We start from the raw sequence: 14,627 nt of genomic DNA on the forward strand, positions 1-14,627 counted from the left end.
ACTCGTACGAGTACTTTTTCTTAAATGAATTATTATTTATTTTTAAACCGTTCCCCATAAATGATAAACCATACCGATAACAAAAAATGCTAGTCCTACAAATAAAACGATTAAAGCAAGCATCCCGTTTTTATTATGCTCCATAAAGTCAGCTCCTTTTTAAGTTGTATACAAAAAGCCTTTAGTCATAATTATGGCTAAAGGCTCCACTTCTCATACTCTTTCGTTTACAAAGAAAAGACACCCATATAAGAGTGTCTTTTCCAATAGTTTGTTAGCAGAAGCAAGAAGCTCCAACGATGATTAATAAAATGAATAACACAACTAATAATGCAAATCCTCCAGCAAAACCGCAGCCTCCGCCGCAACTACCACCAAATCCCATAATAGTTCCTCCTTTAATAAGAGGGGAAAACAAGGGGTCACTCGTGTTTTTTAACGGATTCCATTTACTTTATGTTTGACGCATGAATGTGAGCAGGTCCTTTTGTATTTCATTAATATTCATCAGCATTAAATTCTTTAATGAGTGAAATATCGTTTGTATCAGGGTTAAACTTAAATATTTTAATTTGACCAAAGTCATCTTTATGTGCAAATGTATTTTCACCGATTTGGGTCATATTGCTAATATTTGGGGCAGAACTGCTGCCATGATCATTGATTTCTACCACTCTTTCACGATCCCAAAATGCAATGACAATGATCAAGATAATAAGGCATATACGTATGTTACGTAGTTCTCTTACTAGAGGATGCTCCATATGATAGTCTCCTTCTTCAGTTAATAGATTTTGTGTATAAAAGAGATATTTTCCATGAGAATATAAATAAAAAAGACACTGTAAAAAGTGTCTTTTTTATCTAATTTATGCGCATTGCTTAATAAGACGCTAGTTCCTCAAGTTGAATATGAGTAACTATGTAGGGTAGTTCTATTATAACATTTTAACCATTAATGGGTCTATATGGAATTTTATCAATATTTATGTTTGATTATTCAGAGTGATACATGTGGTGAAATATGTAAGTTACCTACAGTAATTGTAAAATATAATGATGTATATAACTAGTCTTGTAATGAACTTTTACTATATTTAAGATTGAAATAGGAATGAAAAAAGCACAAAGAAGGAGCTGTAGCATATGGGCGCTTGGGGAACTGGATTATTTGATGATGATACGACTTGTGATGTGAAAGAGCAGTTTATTGAATATATAGAAGAAGGTAATAATGTAGAAGAAGCAATTAAGCTCATTTTAGAAGAGTATGTAGATGAGTTTGATATAGAGGAAGATTTAGAAGTAATGTCTTTAGTATACATTGGTCTTGCGGCAATACAATTGGAGAAAGGTTGTCTTCAAGAAGAAGTTCGCAACAATGCGATTGCATTAATTGAGCGAGGGGCTGACCTTGAGCTTTGGGAAGAAGCTGATGCGGAAGATTATGAAGAGAGAAAGAAAGTTTTAGATAAATTCAAGCAACAGCTGATTAACGGTTAGTATTTTTCAACATGAAAAGGAGACATCTTAATGGATGTCTTCTTTTTTCATTGTGAATAAAGTCCGGAGCTATATTTCCCTTTACACGAACATAAAGGTATAATATAGTTTAGTTAAGTTAACTAAACTATATAAAAGCGTGACTGGAGGAAGAACGCTATGACGAGATCATATAAAGAAGTAATTAATGAAATGAATCGAGCCTACACGGAACTCTACATTTTACTATTTCAAGATTTAAAGGATGAGTTTGGTCTTACTGGACAGCAAGAGAGCATGCTATTTCATATTCATTTAAATGAAAACACGACAGCAAATAACATTGCGAATACGTTTAATATAACGAAAAGTGCGGTGAGCCAAGTTTTATCGAAATTGGAAAAGCAACAGATGATTTCAAAACAAGTGAATCCGAATAATAAAAGGGAGTATTTCCTTACACTTGGTCCAAACGGTAGTAAGTATATGGAGCAATTGTCGAAGTTAGATGATGTATTAATTGAGAAGTATTTCTCGAAAATTGATATTGAAGCGTTGCAGCAAATGACAGAGACGTTAACGAAAATAAATAAAGTGATATTGGAAGAAAAGCAGAAGGATCTTGATTGTAATGAGTAAGAACTTAGATGAAGCAATTAGTAGAAAGGAGGAGAAGCATGTGATGAGTTACATACCAAATATGATTACGATAGCAAATTTTGTGTGTGGGCTTTTGGCTATTCATGCTGTTTTCGTTGACGATATGTACGGTGCAGTTATGTTCATTATTACAGGTATGGTCCTTGATTTGTTTGATGGCATGATCGCTCGGAAACTTGATTCTGTTTCAGAAATTGGTGGAGAGCTGGACTCATTTGCGGATTTAGTTACTTTTGGTGTGGCACCATCTATTCTTGCATATAATGCTTCGTTAAAAGATTTGCAGTCTATCGGGATGATATGCGCGCTCGCTTACAGTATTTGCGGAATGCTTCGGCTTGCGAGATTTAACACACAGCAAAGCAAACTCCCAACATTCATCGGAATGCCCATTCCATTCGCGGCGATGTGTCTCCTCATTTTATGTCGCCTAAATAATCCAGTTTCCGTGGCATTTGGTACAAGCGTACTCGCGTATTTAATGGTGAGCAAAATCAAATTTCCTCATTTTAAAAAAGATATAGCTGAAAGCTTGGATTCTGAAAGATTGGATTGATAATACGGAATTACAATGAGAAAGATAAAGGAGAATAACATGATTCGTATGGCATTAAGATCATTCAACATACAAATGTATTGTTTGCTAGGTGTAATGTCATTGGGAGGGCTCGTGACACCTTTTCGAGCCCAGTTTGCCGCGATAAGCATTGGCCTTTTGGTGAGTATGTACTGCGCCTGGATTTTAGGAAGGCGTATTGAAAAGTTCGGAGATAGCATTGTAAAAAAAGAAAAAGCACCGATGCTCGGAATGATAAATCGGTTCGCAGCCGCAATACTCGGCGCGATTATTATGTATGAAATTGAACATCATGAATTCATGTGGACATTTGCAGCTGGAATTATGGGTGGGTATTTCTTGATTATTATTAATTTGGGGTATTACAGTATGAGGGATGAGAAGGGATAGATGAGTAAACTCTCAAGTATAGAATGATATACTTGAGAGTTTACTCATTTTAAATTTATCTATTACTTGTTGTAACATATCCATTAGAAAAATCCCCATTGCTGTACTGTTTAGCTTTTTCAGTACGTCTAACAATATAACATATATATTCATTATTTTTGGAAATCTTAATCTATTAAATGTCCCTTTTTCGGAGGTCACTTCATTTCGCTAGAAGGCTTTTCTATTTTTCCCGAGAATGAACAGTAATATATAATCTAATTTTCGTGAATGTAATGGGGAGGCAGTAAAATTTGAACAGAAAAATTTGGTTTGTATTCACTTTTTTTGCTCTTTTAGTATCTGGTTATATTGTTGTCCAATATTCTATTATGGATGGATTTCAAACAGGGCTTGTAAAAGCGAAGCTTATGTTTGGATCTAAATTAAGTGCGTTCTGGTATATGATGCTATTTATACATATTACAACTAGTATAGTAGCATTAGTAATTGGTCCTTTCACATTATCCACTAAATTTAGAGAGAGGAATATCAACCGTCATCGAATAGTTGGGAGAATCTACATGGTTGGTATATTATTAGGAGGCGTTTCTGGACTATACCTATCCTTTTATGCTACGGGAGGATTGGTAGCGAAGTTAGGCTTTGGTTTGTTATCTGTATTTTGGCTAACATCAGCATATCAAGCGTTACATAGAGTTAAGAATAAAAAAATTAAAGAGCATCGGAACTGGATGATTAGAAATTATTCTTTAACCTTTGGAGCAGTTACATTAAGAATTTGGCTACCGTTGTTTATCGTTCTATTTGGAATAGAGCGGTTTGAACTTAGTTACGCTATTATTGCTTGGTTAGCATGGGTACCTAATTTAATTTTGGCAGAATTATTCATAAGAAAAAGACTTAATAAAGGAAAATACGAAGGAAATGAGGATTTACATTTTTGATGTGAATCTGCTGTTATATTGAGGACAGAATTCTTCAGTAATTCAATACTTTTATAGGTGTAAGCATGGCGTTACCTAACAACGAATAGCGGATTCCTAATAAGAGTAATAATAAAAACTAACATAAAATTTAAGAAAAATTTTATATTTACCCTACTTTTTATTTTAAAAGTTTTTCCTATCCTATAAACAAGTTACATCAAGGAGGAGACTGAAAATGAAGGAGTGGGGATTTTTTATTTTTAGTATATCCCCTATATTCGAAGACAAAGTAGAAGATTAAATATATGAACAAAGTACTGGTTCTTAAACTATATTCTAAAATAATAGATGAAAATGTAAAGTTAGGGGATTCCACATGCATACAGGAGTTTTGATTAGTTATTTGTATACGTATTTTTTCACTATAATTTTTTGTGTTTTGTTTCAAATTGGATTTTATTTTAAAGCGAAAAGAAACATATCTATTCGGCATTTTCTATGGGTATATGTTTTTCTATTCTATCTTTCGCTAGTGTATAAGGTGACGCAAATCGCGACTGTATGGGATATAAGTAGATATGAAACGTGGATTCGTGTAAGTCAAATCAACTTGACTCTATTTGATACGGCAGGTAGTACGACGTATCTTTTAAATATTGTACTGTTTATGCCGTTCGGCTTTCTATTACCGACTATTTGGCCGCAGTTTAGAAAAATGAAAAACACCGTATGCGCGGGATTCCTTTTTTCATTGGCAATTGAGTTAAATCAATTACTAAATAATAGAATTACAGATATTGATGATTTATTTACGAATACCCTTGGGGCGATAGTTGGGTATGTATTATATAAAGTATTATATACAGCGTTATTTAAATTGATATTGAAAAGAGAGGAAAAAGAGTTTGATACGAACTCTCCTTTAGTCATAAAATACGAGGCTGTTTTTTGTTTAGTGTGTTCATTTGTAGGTGCAATGTTAATTTATCATCCAGCTTTATTTGGAAGACCTGTAATCATCCAGTGAGGTAATTACGAATTTCTTTTGAACGCTCGTGCGATATTTCAATTTGTAAAAAGCCTTTAACTTGTTATAGTTAAAGGCTTTTATCATCATAATTTTTACTTACCAATTACCCACTCTAACATCCACCTTCAACCACTTCACCCAATCCAAATCCTCTACCTTAAGCAAACTAAGCGAAACACCTTTCATATCTAAAGAAGTTAACAGTGTACCAACTTTTACGAATGTAACTTGCAATCCTTCCAGTTCACACAAACGGCGAATATCATTTGCGAAAATGTATTGTTCCATTAATGGCGTTGCACCGAGTCCGTTAATAAGGATGGCAAAGTTGTCTCCTTTTCTCCAGCGATAAATGCTTTTAAGTTTGTTCATTAGTTCGATCGCTAATATTTCAGAAGAGGATAGTGCTTCTTTACGGTAACCTTTTTCGCCGTGGATACCAACGCCATAAAAGACTTCATCTTCGTTTAATGTGAATGAAGCTTTTCCTTTTACTGGATCGTTGGCAGGGGAAAGGGCAACTCCTAATGTGTGTAAGTTTTCAGTGATAGAACGGCCAAGTGTTGTTAGTTTTTCTAAAGAATGACCTTCAAGAGCAGCCGCACCAAGTATTTTTTGAACGAAAACAGTACCAGCGACGCCGCGTCTTCTTTTATTAAAAGAAGCATCATCTTCAATTGAAACGTCGTCATTTACGATGATATGGTCAATTTTTCTTCCTTCTTCTTTAGCGATCTGCTCAGCCGCTAGAAAGTTCTCAACGTCATCTTTAAAGTTTTTAATGATGAATAAAATACTTTTATCTTTTGGCATGAGGCGAGTAGCCGCTACAATTTGTTCCACTGTAGGCGGAGTGAAAATGCTGCCGTTTACTGCCGCTGTAAGCATACCTTTTCCTACATAGCCAATATCAGCGGGTTCATGTCCGCTACCACCGCCGCTTATAATCGCGACGTTTTGCTTTAGTTTTTCGATATCCTTTACATAAATGATGTTATTTGTTTCGTCGTAATTTACTTTGTCGTTATGTTCAAAATAAAAGCCATGCAGCATATCTTGAACGATATTTTGTACATCATTCATAATCTTTTTCATTGCTTTTGCCACCCTTTAATTACTTTGCTGATTGCTCAAGTAATAGTAGTAATTGATTGTTTATCATATTTTTCATAAGAGAAGACATAATGGAAGGATCTACTTCGCACTTGCTTTCAATCCAATCTTTTATCGTTCCAACGAAGCCATGACTATAAAAGGAGGCAATCGTATTTTTTGTCTCATCAGAAAGGCTGAATCCACAGCTTACAGATAGTTCATCAATAATCTTCATATATAAGTTTTTCGTATGCTCAAATAAATAGTGATTAAACGAGTTTTGCTCAATAACTTTAAAAGCATTTCGGTAAAATTTTTGATTTTCATAAAAGTAATCAAATAATAAATCAAAAATGTTTTCCCATTTTTCATAATCGAGAAAGTCTATAATATTTTCTTTCGTTTCTTCTCTATAAATCCAGCTTAATAGTTCAAATTTATCTTTAAAATGATAATAAAAAGTTTGCCTACGCATTTGACAGTGTAACATAATATCACTCACTGATATTTTATGAAACGACTCTGTTTCCATTAAATATTTCAATGAGTTCGCGATTATCTTTTTAGAAATTATAGAAGAGGTCATCTGAATCATCCCTAGAATGTTAGTAATATAAAAATCCTATCTATAAATGAGAGCGGTGTCTTTAGACAGATTGTCCATTTTGTCCGTTTACTATAAAACGCTTTCATTTTAACATGAGTAGTAAGAAGAAGATTTCAAATATATCACAATATATTAAAGGAATTGAGGGATAATCACAATGAAAAAGATTATAAACAAACCAGAAACATTAGTAATGGAAATGTGTAACGGAATGGTTATGGCTCACCCAGAGCTTGAACTTTTGAAAAAATATAAAGTTATTAAGAAGAAAGAAATGAACGAAAACAAAGTAACGTTAATTAGTGGCGGCGGTAGTGGCCATGAGCCGGCACATGCAGGATTAGTCGGAAAAGGAATGTTAGATGCGGCGGTGTGCGGAGATGTTTTTGCTTCTCCTTCACAAATTCAGGTATACCAAGCAATTAAAGAAACAGCTAGTAAAAAAGGTACGTTATTAATTATTAAAAATTATAGCGGCGATATTATGAATTTCAAAAACGGTGCGCATTTAGCGACAGAAGATGGAATTGAAGTCGACTACGTAAAAGTGGACGATGATATTGCGGTAGAAGATAGTCTGTATACAGTAGGACGCCGCGGCGTTGCAGGAGTTATTTTAGTTCATAAAATTGCCGGCGCAGCAGCGGAAGCAGGTATGGATTTAGGAGCGGTGAAAGCTGTCGCAGAAAAAGCAGCGGCTAACGTGCGCACAATCGGTTTAGCGTTAACGTCTTGTACAGTTCCAGCGAGCGGATCACCTACTTTCACACTTGAGGAAGATGAAATGGAATACGGCGTAGGTATTCACGGCGAACCAGGAATTAAACGTGAAAAAATGTTGTCGGCTGATGAATTAGCTAACCGTATGACAAATGATCTTGTAAAAGATTTAGGAGTAAAAGATGGCGAAGAAATTGCACTTCTAGTTAACGGTTTTGGCGGAACACCACTGCAGGAACTTTACTTATTTAACAACGCCGTTACGAGAGAACTAGCTGCAAGAAACATTAAAATTAATAGAGTATTCGTCGGTAATTATATGACGAGTATCGATATGGCTGGTATGTCTTTAACTGTAATGAAATTAGATGATGAGTTAAAAACATTACTATCAAAAGAATGTAATACACCAGCGTTTAAAGTAGATGGACCAGTTGAAAGTGTAGAGTATGTAAATGTACTTGAAGAAACAGAAGAGAAGGAAGTTTCATTTGAACTAGAAACAGCAGAAGAACACGCTGTTATTAAAGATAATGTCATTACATTAAACAACATGATTTATCTCGTTGATAAAATGAGCGATATTATCATTAAAAATGAAGTACCATTCTGTGAGTTAGACACGCACGCTGGTGACGGCGATTTCGGAATGAGTGTAGCAAAAGGATTTAAGCAATTAAAACGTGAGTGGCATTCTATTGTAGATCAAGAGAACGTAACAATCGGATCATTCCTTGATGGTTGCTCCATGATTATTATGGAACATTGCGGCGGCGCTTCTGGTCCAATTTGGGGCGGTGCATTCCGCGCAGCTAGTAAAGCAGCAGGCGAGAAGCGTGAGTTAACAGTGAAAGAATTCGCTGAAATACTGCAAGCAGCACTGCAAGGCATCCAATCGATCGGTGAAAGATCATTCGGCAGAGGAGCAGTAGTTGGTGACAAAACGCTTGTTGACGCACTTGCTCCATGTGTAGACTCTTGGTTAGATAGCGCCTCAAACGAAGTAGACGTAAAAACTGCCTTTGAAAAAGGTGCAGAAGCAGCGGTTAAAGGAGCAGAGTACACGAAAGAAATCGTAGCTCGCATGGGCCGCGCTGGTACAGTTGGCGAAAGAAGTTTAGGATACCCTGATGCAGGTGCACATGCGCTTGGAGTTATCTTTACGGAGATTGCGGGTAGTTTGAAATAGTAATTGGAAAGTCCCTCTGCCTTAAGGTGGAGGGATTATTCTGTAGTTTTCCAGAATAATAGTATGTGTCTTTTTATATCACCAAAAAAGACCGATTTTGGTGATACAGAAGGACATAAATCTTGTTTTTTGTTATGTCTTCATTTACAACGGTTTTCAAAGGAGATATTCTTAGTAAGAAATTATATTGAAAAGAGGTTTTGATTGTATATGATGAAGCTTATTAATCGCTAATTAAAATTCAAACGAATTTTATACTGTAAAAGGTCAAATTAAGGATAATTCCTTGATTTTATTTGTTATACCCTTTTACTAGTAGCGGTTAGAAGACATTATATCTTATCAAAAAATTTCATGTTATTTCACGATATCTATTCTTTCGGGATAGGTGTATTTATAATAGACAGAAATTTGACCATGAGAAGATGTTTCTTCTTGTGGTCTTTTTTTGTCGTTTTTTGATTTCGGAAGCATGTTTCTATGCCGTTACACCTATTATAAGGCGGTGATTAACGAAAACTTAGTAGTAGATTGTTGTAAGAAATATACACTCTTTTTAGGAAAATATAATAAAAAATGGAGGATTTATCATGAATGAATATCAATTAATTAGTGACTACAAGCAAAATGAAAAATATAAGGAAAGCTTTAATGACCTTGCAAAACATGTATTTGAATTGGATTTTAAAGGATGGTATGACAGGGGCTGTTGGAATGATAACTATATTTGCTATTCTTATGTGGATGGAGATAAAGTCATCGCAAATAAATCTATTAATAAAATGAATGTAATCTCTAACGGTAAGGAATATAAAGCAATTCAATTGGGTACAGTGATGACACATCCGGATTATAGACATCAAGGTTTAGCGACTAAATTAATGAATCATATTATTAAAAAATACGAGAAGAATTATGATTTTATATACTTATTCGCGAATGATACGGTGTTAGAATTTTATCCTAAATTTGGTTTTGAAAAGGTGCAAGAAAGTAGCTTCAGCTTGAAGGTTTCAAATATGATACGTCAAATAGACAAAAAGTAAGATTTACGAAAGTTAGATGTTAATAATCAGGCTGATTTTGAGCTGATGAAGGAATATGAAGCCGAAAGAATTCCGGTGTCTTCTAGATTAGGTTTGAAAAATAGTAACATTATTCACTTTAATATATTAATTATTTTTTGTTGTCTTGTTAGTTAAAGGGGTACTTAGTACAAAAAATAACCGTAGATAGTAGCACGAACACTGTTCTTGTTATAATTAATTTTTTTCAGAACGTCTATAATCCTCTTTTAAAAAATATATGTAAATATAATAAAAAACGAATGATTAATAGAAATATTCTACACCACTCGTTTTTTATCGGACTTCTTTTTATTGTACTTTTATTTTCTTTATGAGTTATTGGAAAAATAATTATCTATATAAGTCTTTATTTTTTCAAAATTCTTTTCCATAAATAAGATTGCTGGTACTTCAATTATTGGAAGATTATTTTCATTATCAAAAGCTGGACACGGTTTGGGAACTACCAAATAGTCAACTGAGTTTTTATCCCTAATATAATTAATTGAAACATCATAATACTTAGAGAAATATTCCTTCAAATCATCCTGATTCCTTAAAAATGGTAGAGAAAATATTGAACCATAATTTATACCAGCGTCGACAATTAATACAAAGCATATTTTTTTCATGATACACCCTCCTCGTATAATAAGTTTTAAGTTAATAACTGTTCCTTGAAAATTAAATAGTTTTTATCTTCAAGAGCTACATCAAAAAATGATGTATGGGTAAAATTTAGTCTTGGATACTGGGGGATTTCCCTAGATAATGGAAGTATAGAAATGGATCCATCGGGAATATGCTTACTCCCCCTGTAGTTCGACCACGTTAAAAGACTGTGACCCAGGCCAAAATGCACTGCATACGCACAAGCTGTATCGGTTTCCTTCACTTACCTCTCATAGTGGTGGGAGGGCAGCTAAAAAGAAGTCCTGGTGGAAGTTTTGGAAATTAGTACCATTTTTTAATTGATAACAAGTAAAAGAGACCTTATAGGGTATTTTACTGTTTTCGCTCACATGGATTGTCTTATACATCTAAGTTGTTTCTACATAAATATCTGTAATCTCACCTATTACTATATCTTTAAAAAATTTCCAACAGAACCAATAAACCGTTATAAAAAGTATTTAAAATAATAACAAATAGGTATAATAATTCCCACTATAGAAAATACAATACTTCCTAAATTAAATGCAGAAAGTTTCGCACGATGAACTTGAATTTCACCTAAATCTACCCCTCCACTAAAATGCTTATCCATAACTTTAGCGATGTTTTGTTGTTGATTAACAAAATAAGGTATTAGCCATATACAGCAGAACAAAATAATACTACCAAAAAAGAGTGTGTCAATAATTGAAGCTCTCCAATTTAATGAAGTAATGACTATGAGAACAAATTCTCCCACCATAACAATTACCATAGTTACTACATATCTGGATTTTTCAGAAACGTTTTTAAATACAGTCTCGTCCAGAATTTTTTCTATTTTAGTCCATATTACACTGATTAACACGATTAGGCTAATTAAGAAAATAGTAAATAAAGCTTTAACTAAAAGATACTCAAACACTACTGACACCACCTAATAATTTCTAAATTAGAATGTAAAGTTGATTTTTTTAACTCTATTAAAAGATTAAATTCAATAATCTTTTAACTAGCTTATCGAAAAATTTATTGATTTAAATATACAACGCTATATGTATTAGTTATATAGGATAAGATTTCCCAAAATTCCTTTTCTAATATATATATATCTTCTAATCGTTGTTGGACTTCAATTGTCTAAATATTTTATTTAGCACTTTATATCGCTTAATGGTTTGAATTTTCTGAATTAAAATTCCGTGATATTGTTAAAAAAATAATTATTATTATGATATCTCGATGTAATTGCTGCTAATGCTTTATCTTCAAGGGGAAATATAAGGTTTTCGTTACCGTAATACTAATAACAACCTAACAAATTGAATAGTTACCAGAAAATACTAAAATATGTCCCTCAGCAATTTACAGTATAATACACTTTTAGAAAAAATGGAATATTTAAGTATTTCTTTATTAATAATATGAATTAATAGAATGTTTATATTATTATACGGATTAAAGATAGCTCAGCTGTGGTGATCTTTATTCATTTTTTCTAGAGTTTATATTAACTTAGCAAACTTTGTAACAGAACCATATATAAGATCAAATATGATAAAAGCAATATCACAAGTTTTTTATTTTTTATACAGTAACCATTTGTTAGCCAATCCCTTCTCTTGTTTCAGAATATTCTGTTGTTTTTTATCGATTTACAATTGCAGGTTGAACTATTATATAATATACAGAATAATGGTAATATTTAGGGGGATGGAAGTAGTTGAGGAGGACGTAGTGATATGAGCACAAATATTTTAATGCATGAAGCAGTTATGCAACAACTTAATGATTTTTATCAAATGATGTTGTCGCAGCAAATTGAATAAGCATGAAAAAGTTAGTGATTATTTCGATGTATGTTACGAAGCGAAACAAAAACTACTAAGCAAAGGGGCGTTAAAATAATGAAGAAGCTTGTATTAGCGACGTTAGGATTAGTGATAGTATTATCATTTAGTAACAATACAGGTGATACACAACATGCTCTAAAAAAGGAAGAAATTATACAATATTCACATGCTGATCATTTTTAATATCTCATTAACAAAGGGACTCCAATTATGGAGTCCCTTTGTTAATGAGATATTGCTTTAGTTTATCTAATTGTAATAATGTTTGTAAAAAGTGTAGATATTTTCTAAATTTGCAGAGGTAATTATTTGTTAATTTTTTAAAACATTGGCTTAGTAATACCAAGGGTTATTATAAATATATTAATTACATAATTTGTCCATATCAAAATGAACGTTTTTTGCATTTAATATATTGTAAATATATTTTATTTTGGAAGGATCTGATTATATGGCTCATAAATCTACTGGAGTGTTTCGAGTTCCAGTTTCTGAAAATGGGATTATTCCAACTGCTCTCAACATTATGTTAAACAATGATTCACGCTGCCATACTAGTAATGTAACGGTAACTGTTAAGAGAAGTCGAAACACCTTTTTCCCAACTCAAAATGAATTAGTTGAAATCTCTCGTACTTTTGTTTCTTTAGAACCAAACAGAACAACTAAGATTGTGTTGTTTACTCCAGAATTTCAAATAGAAGATTTCCTTGATGTCATCATTAGTGGAAATAAAGAGGATGTTAAGGATGTTCTTGTATATTCTTTCTTAGCAGATTCAGTAGGTCACAATCTGCCATCTACTGTTTTCAGAAATGCAGAATACACTTTTGCTTGCTGACACTGTGATAATGTATTCTTTACTGTCGTATATCTAAATTGAAATGTTACAAGTAGCACTTCACGGCATACAATCTATCGGTGAAAGATCGTTCGGCAGAGGAGTGGTAGTTGGTGAAAGAAGTTTAGGATATCCAGATACACATGCGCTTAGGGTACCTTTACAGAAATTTTGGGTAGCTTGAAATAGAAATTAGAAGATCCCTTCTACCTTAAGGTGGAGGGGTTTTCTTAATATTATTTTTTGATATATATTGCTAAGTATGTTCTAATAATTCATTCTATTGTATTGAGAATAATGTCATCTACATCAAAAAAACGGCTTATAAAAGGAACTAGTATTTGAGGTGGGTTTATTAACGAATTTTATATATAGCATGAATGAAAATGAGATAAATAAAACAATATTCCTTATTATGTTTTTAAAAATTAATTGAGCAGGTCCTTGTAAAAATAAAGAAAAGACACCTAAAGGTGCCTTCCGCCGGCTTAAATTATTTTAATATTATCGATCTAAGTTTAAAAGCTATAAGGATTTTTTCTGTAGGATTTGTAAGTAGTTTTTATGAAATTATGAGTGGTTATTTTTGTTTTCGAAATATTCTTCTTTAATTATTTGTAATTTTTTTTCGTTTTTTGTTAATTCAAATATAAATAATGATTTTCTCATGTTATTAGCAACATCTTCTTCATTATATTGTTTAAGCTTTAATAAATTTGAACCTTTTCCATAGTATAGTTCACCCAATAAGTAAAAAGTATTTAGATTAATAGCTAATTGGATACCCTTATCAATGTATTTTATTGCTTCTTCGTATTGATATGTGTAACTTAAATTTTTTGCTAAATTATAAATGATTTTCAATTTAATTTCTTTATCTCTAGGAAAATCTAATTTGTTAAAATTATTTAAACATCTTTTAAGGATAGTAATACTTTTTTTGTATTCTTTGTTTTCTGCATGAAGTATAGCCATTGTATGTAGAATATCTATTTCTCTCTCTGATAAAAAATCAATATTGGTTACAGTTAGTTTTAGTGCATTATTTAAAAGAGTTAAAGCCACTTTTGTTGAGTTATTCACACAATATATAGCAATTGCTTCATGCCATATTAGAAATTGTTTATCTTCTTTTGTTTGAAAATTATTTGTGTATTTTTCTCTTGTTACTATTTCATAAAGCTCTTTATATTGATGTTGCCTTATGCAATCCCTCATTACGTATTTTACATTTTCTGTATATTTTAATTTCTTGTTTTGAGTTAGTGCAAATATACTATTTGGATCAACACCGAGTCTTTCTGATAATTGATATAACAATATGCTAGATGGATAAATCACACCTTTTTCGATCTTACTAATTTGACTTTGTGAACATATTCCGTGACATAAGTCGGATTGTGATATATTTTTTTAATTCTAAGTTCTTTAATGGTAATACCCAAATCGTTAAATTCCATTTTTTCACCTACTATTTAGCACTTTATTAATATAAGAACATTCTCTAACCTTAATGTAATGTAAAGTTAATAT

16 protein-coding genes and 2 pseudogenes are annotated in these 14,627 nt (G+C 32.5%); 11 read left to right on the plus strand and 7 right to left on the minus strand.

Annotated elements, in window-relative coordinates:
- Positions 1–274: 274 nt before the first annotated feature.
- Both HMPREF1014_RS30330 and HMPREF1014_RS16920 read right to left on the minus strand, forming a co-directional pair.
- Positions 275–385: a YjcZ family sporulation protein gene (locus tag HMPREF1014_RS30330; protein WP_000505681.1), complete on the minus strand. Its 111-nt coding sequence runs from the start codon at positions 383–385 to the stop codon at positions 275–277.
- A 112-nt stretch (positions 386–497) separates the two neighbouring features.
- Complete coding sequence (locus HMPREF1014_RS16920; RefSeq protein ID WP_000400953.1) at positions 498–764, minus strand: YmzC family protein; 267 nt, start codon at positions 762–764, stop codon at positions 498–500.
- 382 nt (positions 765–1,146) lie between these two features.
- Here HMPREF1014_RS16920 and HMPREF1014_RS16925 point away from each other — a divergent pair, with 382 nt between their 5' ends.
- The 6 genes from HMPREF1014_RS16925 (at position 1,147) to HMPREF1014_RS16950 (ending at position 5,065) form a co-directional block, all read left to right on the plus strand.
- Positions 1,147–1,503, plus strand: coding sequence for a DUF4259 domain-containing protein (locus HMPREF1014_RS16925; RefSeq protein ID WP_000501493.1), 357 nt, complete (start codon positions 1,147–1,149; stop codon positions 1,501–1,503).
- A 159-nt stretch (positions 1,504–1,662) separates the two neighbouring features.
- Positions 1,663–2,121, plus strand: a complete 459-nt coding sequence (locus HMPREF1014_RS16930) for a MarR family winged helix-turn-helix transcriptional regulator (RefSeq protein WP_000198626.1) — start codon at positions 1,663–1,665, stop codon at positions 2,119–2,121.
- A complete protein-coding gene (gene pssA / locus HMPREF1014_RS16935) occupies positions 2,114–2,698 on the plus strand; it encodes a CDP-diacylglycerol--serine O-phosphatidyltransferase (protein WP_000042020.1) in 585 nt (194 codons plus the stop codon). Before HMPREF1014_RS16930 ends, pssA begins: the two co-directional genes overlap by 8 nt.
- Positions 2,699–2,737: 39 nt before the next feature.
- Positions 2,738–3,109, plus strand: coding sequence for an ATP synthase subunit I (locus HMPREF1014_RS16940; protein WP_000620619.1), 372 nt, complete (start codon positions 2,738–2,740; stop codon positions 3,107–3,109).
- A gap of 293 nt (positions 3,110–3,402) precedes the next feature.
- Entirely contained in the window at positions 3,403–4,056 is a 654-nt protein-coding gene (locus HMPREF1014_RS16945) for a DUF2306 domain-containing protein (protein ID WP_001080294.1), read from the plus strand.
- Between the two features lie 358 nt (positions 4,057–4,414).
- Complete coding sequence (locus HMPREF1014_RS16950) at positions 4,415–5,065, plus strand: VanZ family protein (protein WP_000556854.1); 651 nt, start codon at positions 4,415–4,417, stop codon at positions 5,063–5,065.
- A gap of 99 nt (positions 5,066–5,164) precedes the next feature.
- Here HMPREF1014_RS16950 and dhaQ read toward each other — a convergent pair whose 3' ends face one another.
- Together dhaQ and dhaS are read right to left on the minus strand one after the other, a co-directional pair.
- A complete protein-coding gene (gene dhaQ, locus HMPREF1014_RS16955; RefSeq protein WP_000723357.1) occupies positions 5,165–6,163 on the minus strand; it encodes a DhaKLM operon coactivator DhaQ in 999 nt (332 codons plus the stop codon).
- A gap of 19 nt (positions 6,164–6,182) precedes the next feature.
- The gene (gene dhaS, locus HMPREF1014_RS16960) at positions 6,183–6,749 is read right to left on the minus strand and encodes a dihydroxyacetone kinase transcriptional activator DhaS (protein ID WP_000204212.1); all 567 of its coding nucleotides are present in this window, start codon (positions 6,747–6,749) and stop codon (positions 6,183–6,185) included.
- A gap of 178 nt (positions 6,750–6,927) precedes the next feature.
- On the opposite strand from dhaS, the gene dhaK reads away from it, so the two are divergent.
- Positions 6,928–8,679: a dihydroxyacetone kinase subunit DhaK gene (gene dhaK, locus HMPREF1014_RS30335; RefSeq protein ID WP_000720753.1), complete on the plus strand. Its 1,752-nt coding sequence runs from the start codon at positions 6,928–6,930 to the stop codon at positions 8,677–8,679.
- A 590-nt stretch (positions 8,680–9,269) separates the two neighbouring features.
- The gene (locus HMPREF1014_RS16970; protein WP_001008204.1) at positions 9,270–9,725 is read left to right on the plus strand and encodes a GNAT family N-acetyltransferase; all 456 of its coding nucleotides are present in this window, start codon (positions 9,270–9,272) and stop codon (positions 9,723–9,725) included.
- Between the two features lie 350 nt (positions 9,726–10,075).
- Here the strand turns inward: HMPREF1014_RS16970 and HMPREF1014_RS16975 are convergent, their stop codons facing one another.
- A complete protein-coding gene (locus tag HMPREF1014_RS16975; protein WP_000717611.1) occupies positions 10,076–10,378 on the minus strand; it encodes a hypothetical protein in 303 nt (100 codons plus the stop codon).
- Between the two features lie 488 nt (positions 10,379–10,866).
- Complete coding sequence (locus HMPREF1014_RS16980; RefSeq protein WP_000464472.1) at positions 10,867–11,325, minus strand: hypothetical protein; 459 nt, start codon at positions 11,323–11,325, stop codon at positions 10,867–10,869.
- A gap of 982 nt (positions 11,326–12,307) precedes the next feature.
- Here HMPREF1014_RS16980 and HMPREF1014_RS32230 point away from each other — a divergent pair.
- The 3 genes and pseudogenes from HMPREF1014_RS32230 to HMPREF1014_RS32615 form a co-directional block, all read left to right on the plus strand.
- Positions 12,308–12,436: a hypothetical protein gene (locus HMPREF1014_RS32230; protein WP_000737558.1), complete on the plus strand. Its 129-nt coding sequence runs from the start codon at positions 12,308–12,310 to the stop codon at positions 12,434–12,436.
- 268 nt (positions 12,437–12,704) lie between these two features.
- Positions 12,705–13,094, plus strand: coding sequence for a hypothetical protein (locus HMPREF1014_RS16985; RefSeq protein WP_000940659.1), 390 nt, complete (start codon positions 12,705–12,707; stop codon positions 13,092–13,094).
- 40 nt (positions 13,095–13,134) lie between these two features.
- Positions 13,135–13,221 (plus strand): annotated as a pseudogene (locus tag HMPREF1014_RS32615) (dihydroxyacetone kinase, ATP-dependent); the annotation flags it as partial.
- A gap of 443 nt (positions 13,222–13,664) precedes the next feature.
- Here HMPREF1014_RS32615 and HMPREF1014_RS16990 read toward each other — a convergent pair.
- Positions 13,665–14,554, minus strand: a pseudogene (locus HMPREF1014_RS16990) (helix-turn-helix domain-containing protein).
- Positions 14,555–14,627: the final 73 nt, after the last annotated feature.

Origin of the sequence: Bacillus sp. 7_6_55CFAA_CT2 (assembly GCF_000238655.1) — a bacterium.
Taxonomy (GTDB): Bacteria; Bacillota; Bacilli; order Bacillales; family Bacillaceae_G; genus Bacillus_A; species Bacillus_A cereus.

What these genes read in the sequence shown, in the direction of transcription:
- HMPREF1014_RS30330 (WP_000505681.1), bottom strand. Translation starts at nt 385, where the DNA reads ATGGGATTTGGTGGTAGTTGCGGCGGAGGCTGCGGTTTTGCTGGAGGA.
- HMPREF1014_RS16920 (WP_000400953.1), bottom strand. Translation starts at nt 764, where the DNA reads ATGGAGCATCCTCTAGTAAGAGAACTACGTAACATACGTATATGCCTT.
- HMPREF1014_RS16925 (WP_000501493.1), top strand. Translation starts at nt 1,147, where the DNA reads ATGGGCGCTTGGGGAACTGGATTATTTGATGATGATACGACTTGTGAT.
- HMPREF1014_RS16930 (WP_000198626.1), top strand. Translation starts at nt 1,663, where the DNA reads ATGACGAGATCATATAAAGAAGTAATTAATGAAATGAATCGAGCCTAC.
- pssA (WP_000042020.1), top strand. Translation starts at nt 2,114, where the DNA reads ATGAGTAAGAACTTAGATGAAGCAATTAGTAGAAAGGAGGAGAAGCAT.
- HMPREF1014_RS16940 (WP_000620619.1), top strand. Translation starts at nt 2,738, where the DNA reads ATGATTCGTATGGCATTAAGATCATTCAACATACAAATGTATTGTTTG.
- HMPREF1014_RS16950 (WP_000556854.1), top strand. Translation starts at nt 4,415, where the DNA reads ATGCATACAGGAGTTTTGATTAGTTATTTGTATACGTATTTTTTCACT.
- dhaQ (WP_000723357.1), bottom strand. Translation starts at nt 6,163, where the DNA reads ATGAAAAAGATTATGAATGATGTACAAAATATCGTTCAAGATATGCTG.
- dhaS (WP_000204212.1), bottom strand. Translation starts at nt 6,749, where the DNA reads ATGACCTCTTCTATAATTTCTAAAAAGATAATCGCGAACTCATTGAAA.
- dhaK (WP_000720753.1), top strand. Translation starts at nt 6,928, where the DNA reads ATGAAAAAGATTATAAACAAACCAGAAACATTAGTAATGGAAATGTGT.
- HMPREF1014_RS16970 (WP_001008204.1), top strand. Translation starts at nt 9,270, where the DNA reads ATGAATGAATATCAATTAATTAGTGACTACAAGCAAAATGAAAAATAT.
- HMPREF1014_RS16975 (WP_000717611.1), bottom strand. Translation starts at nt 10,378, where the DNA reads ATGAAAAAAATATGCTTTGTATTAATTGTCGACGCTGGTATAAATTAT.
- HMPREF1014_RS32230 (WP_000737558.1), top strand. Translation starts at nt 12,308, where the DNA reads ATGAAGAAGCTTGTATTAGCGACGTTAGGATTAGTGATAGTATTATCA.
- HMPREF1014_RS16985 (WP_000940659.1), top strand. Translation starts at nt 12,705, where the DNA reads ATGGCTCATAAATCTACTGGAGTGTTTCGAGTTCCAGTTTCTGAAAAT.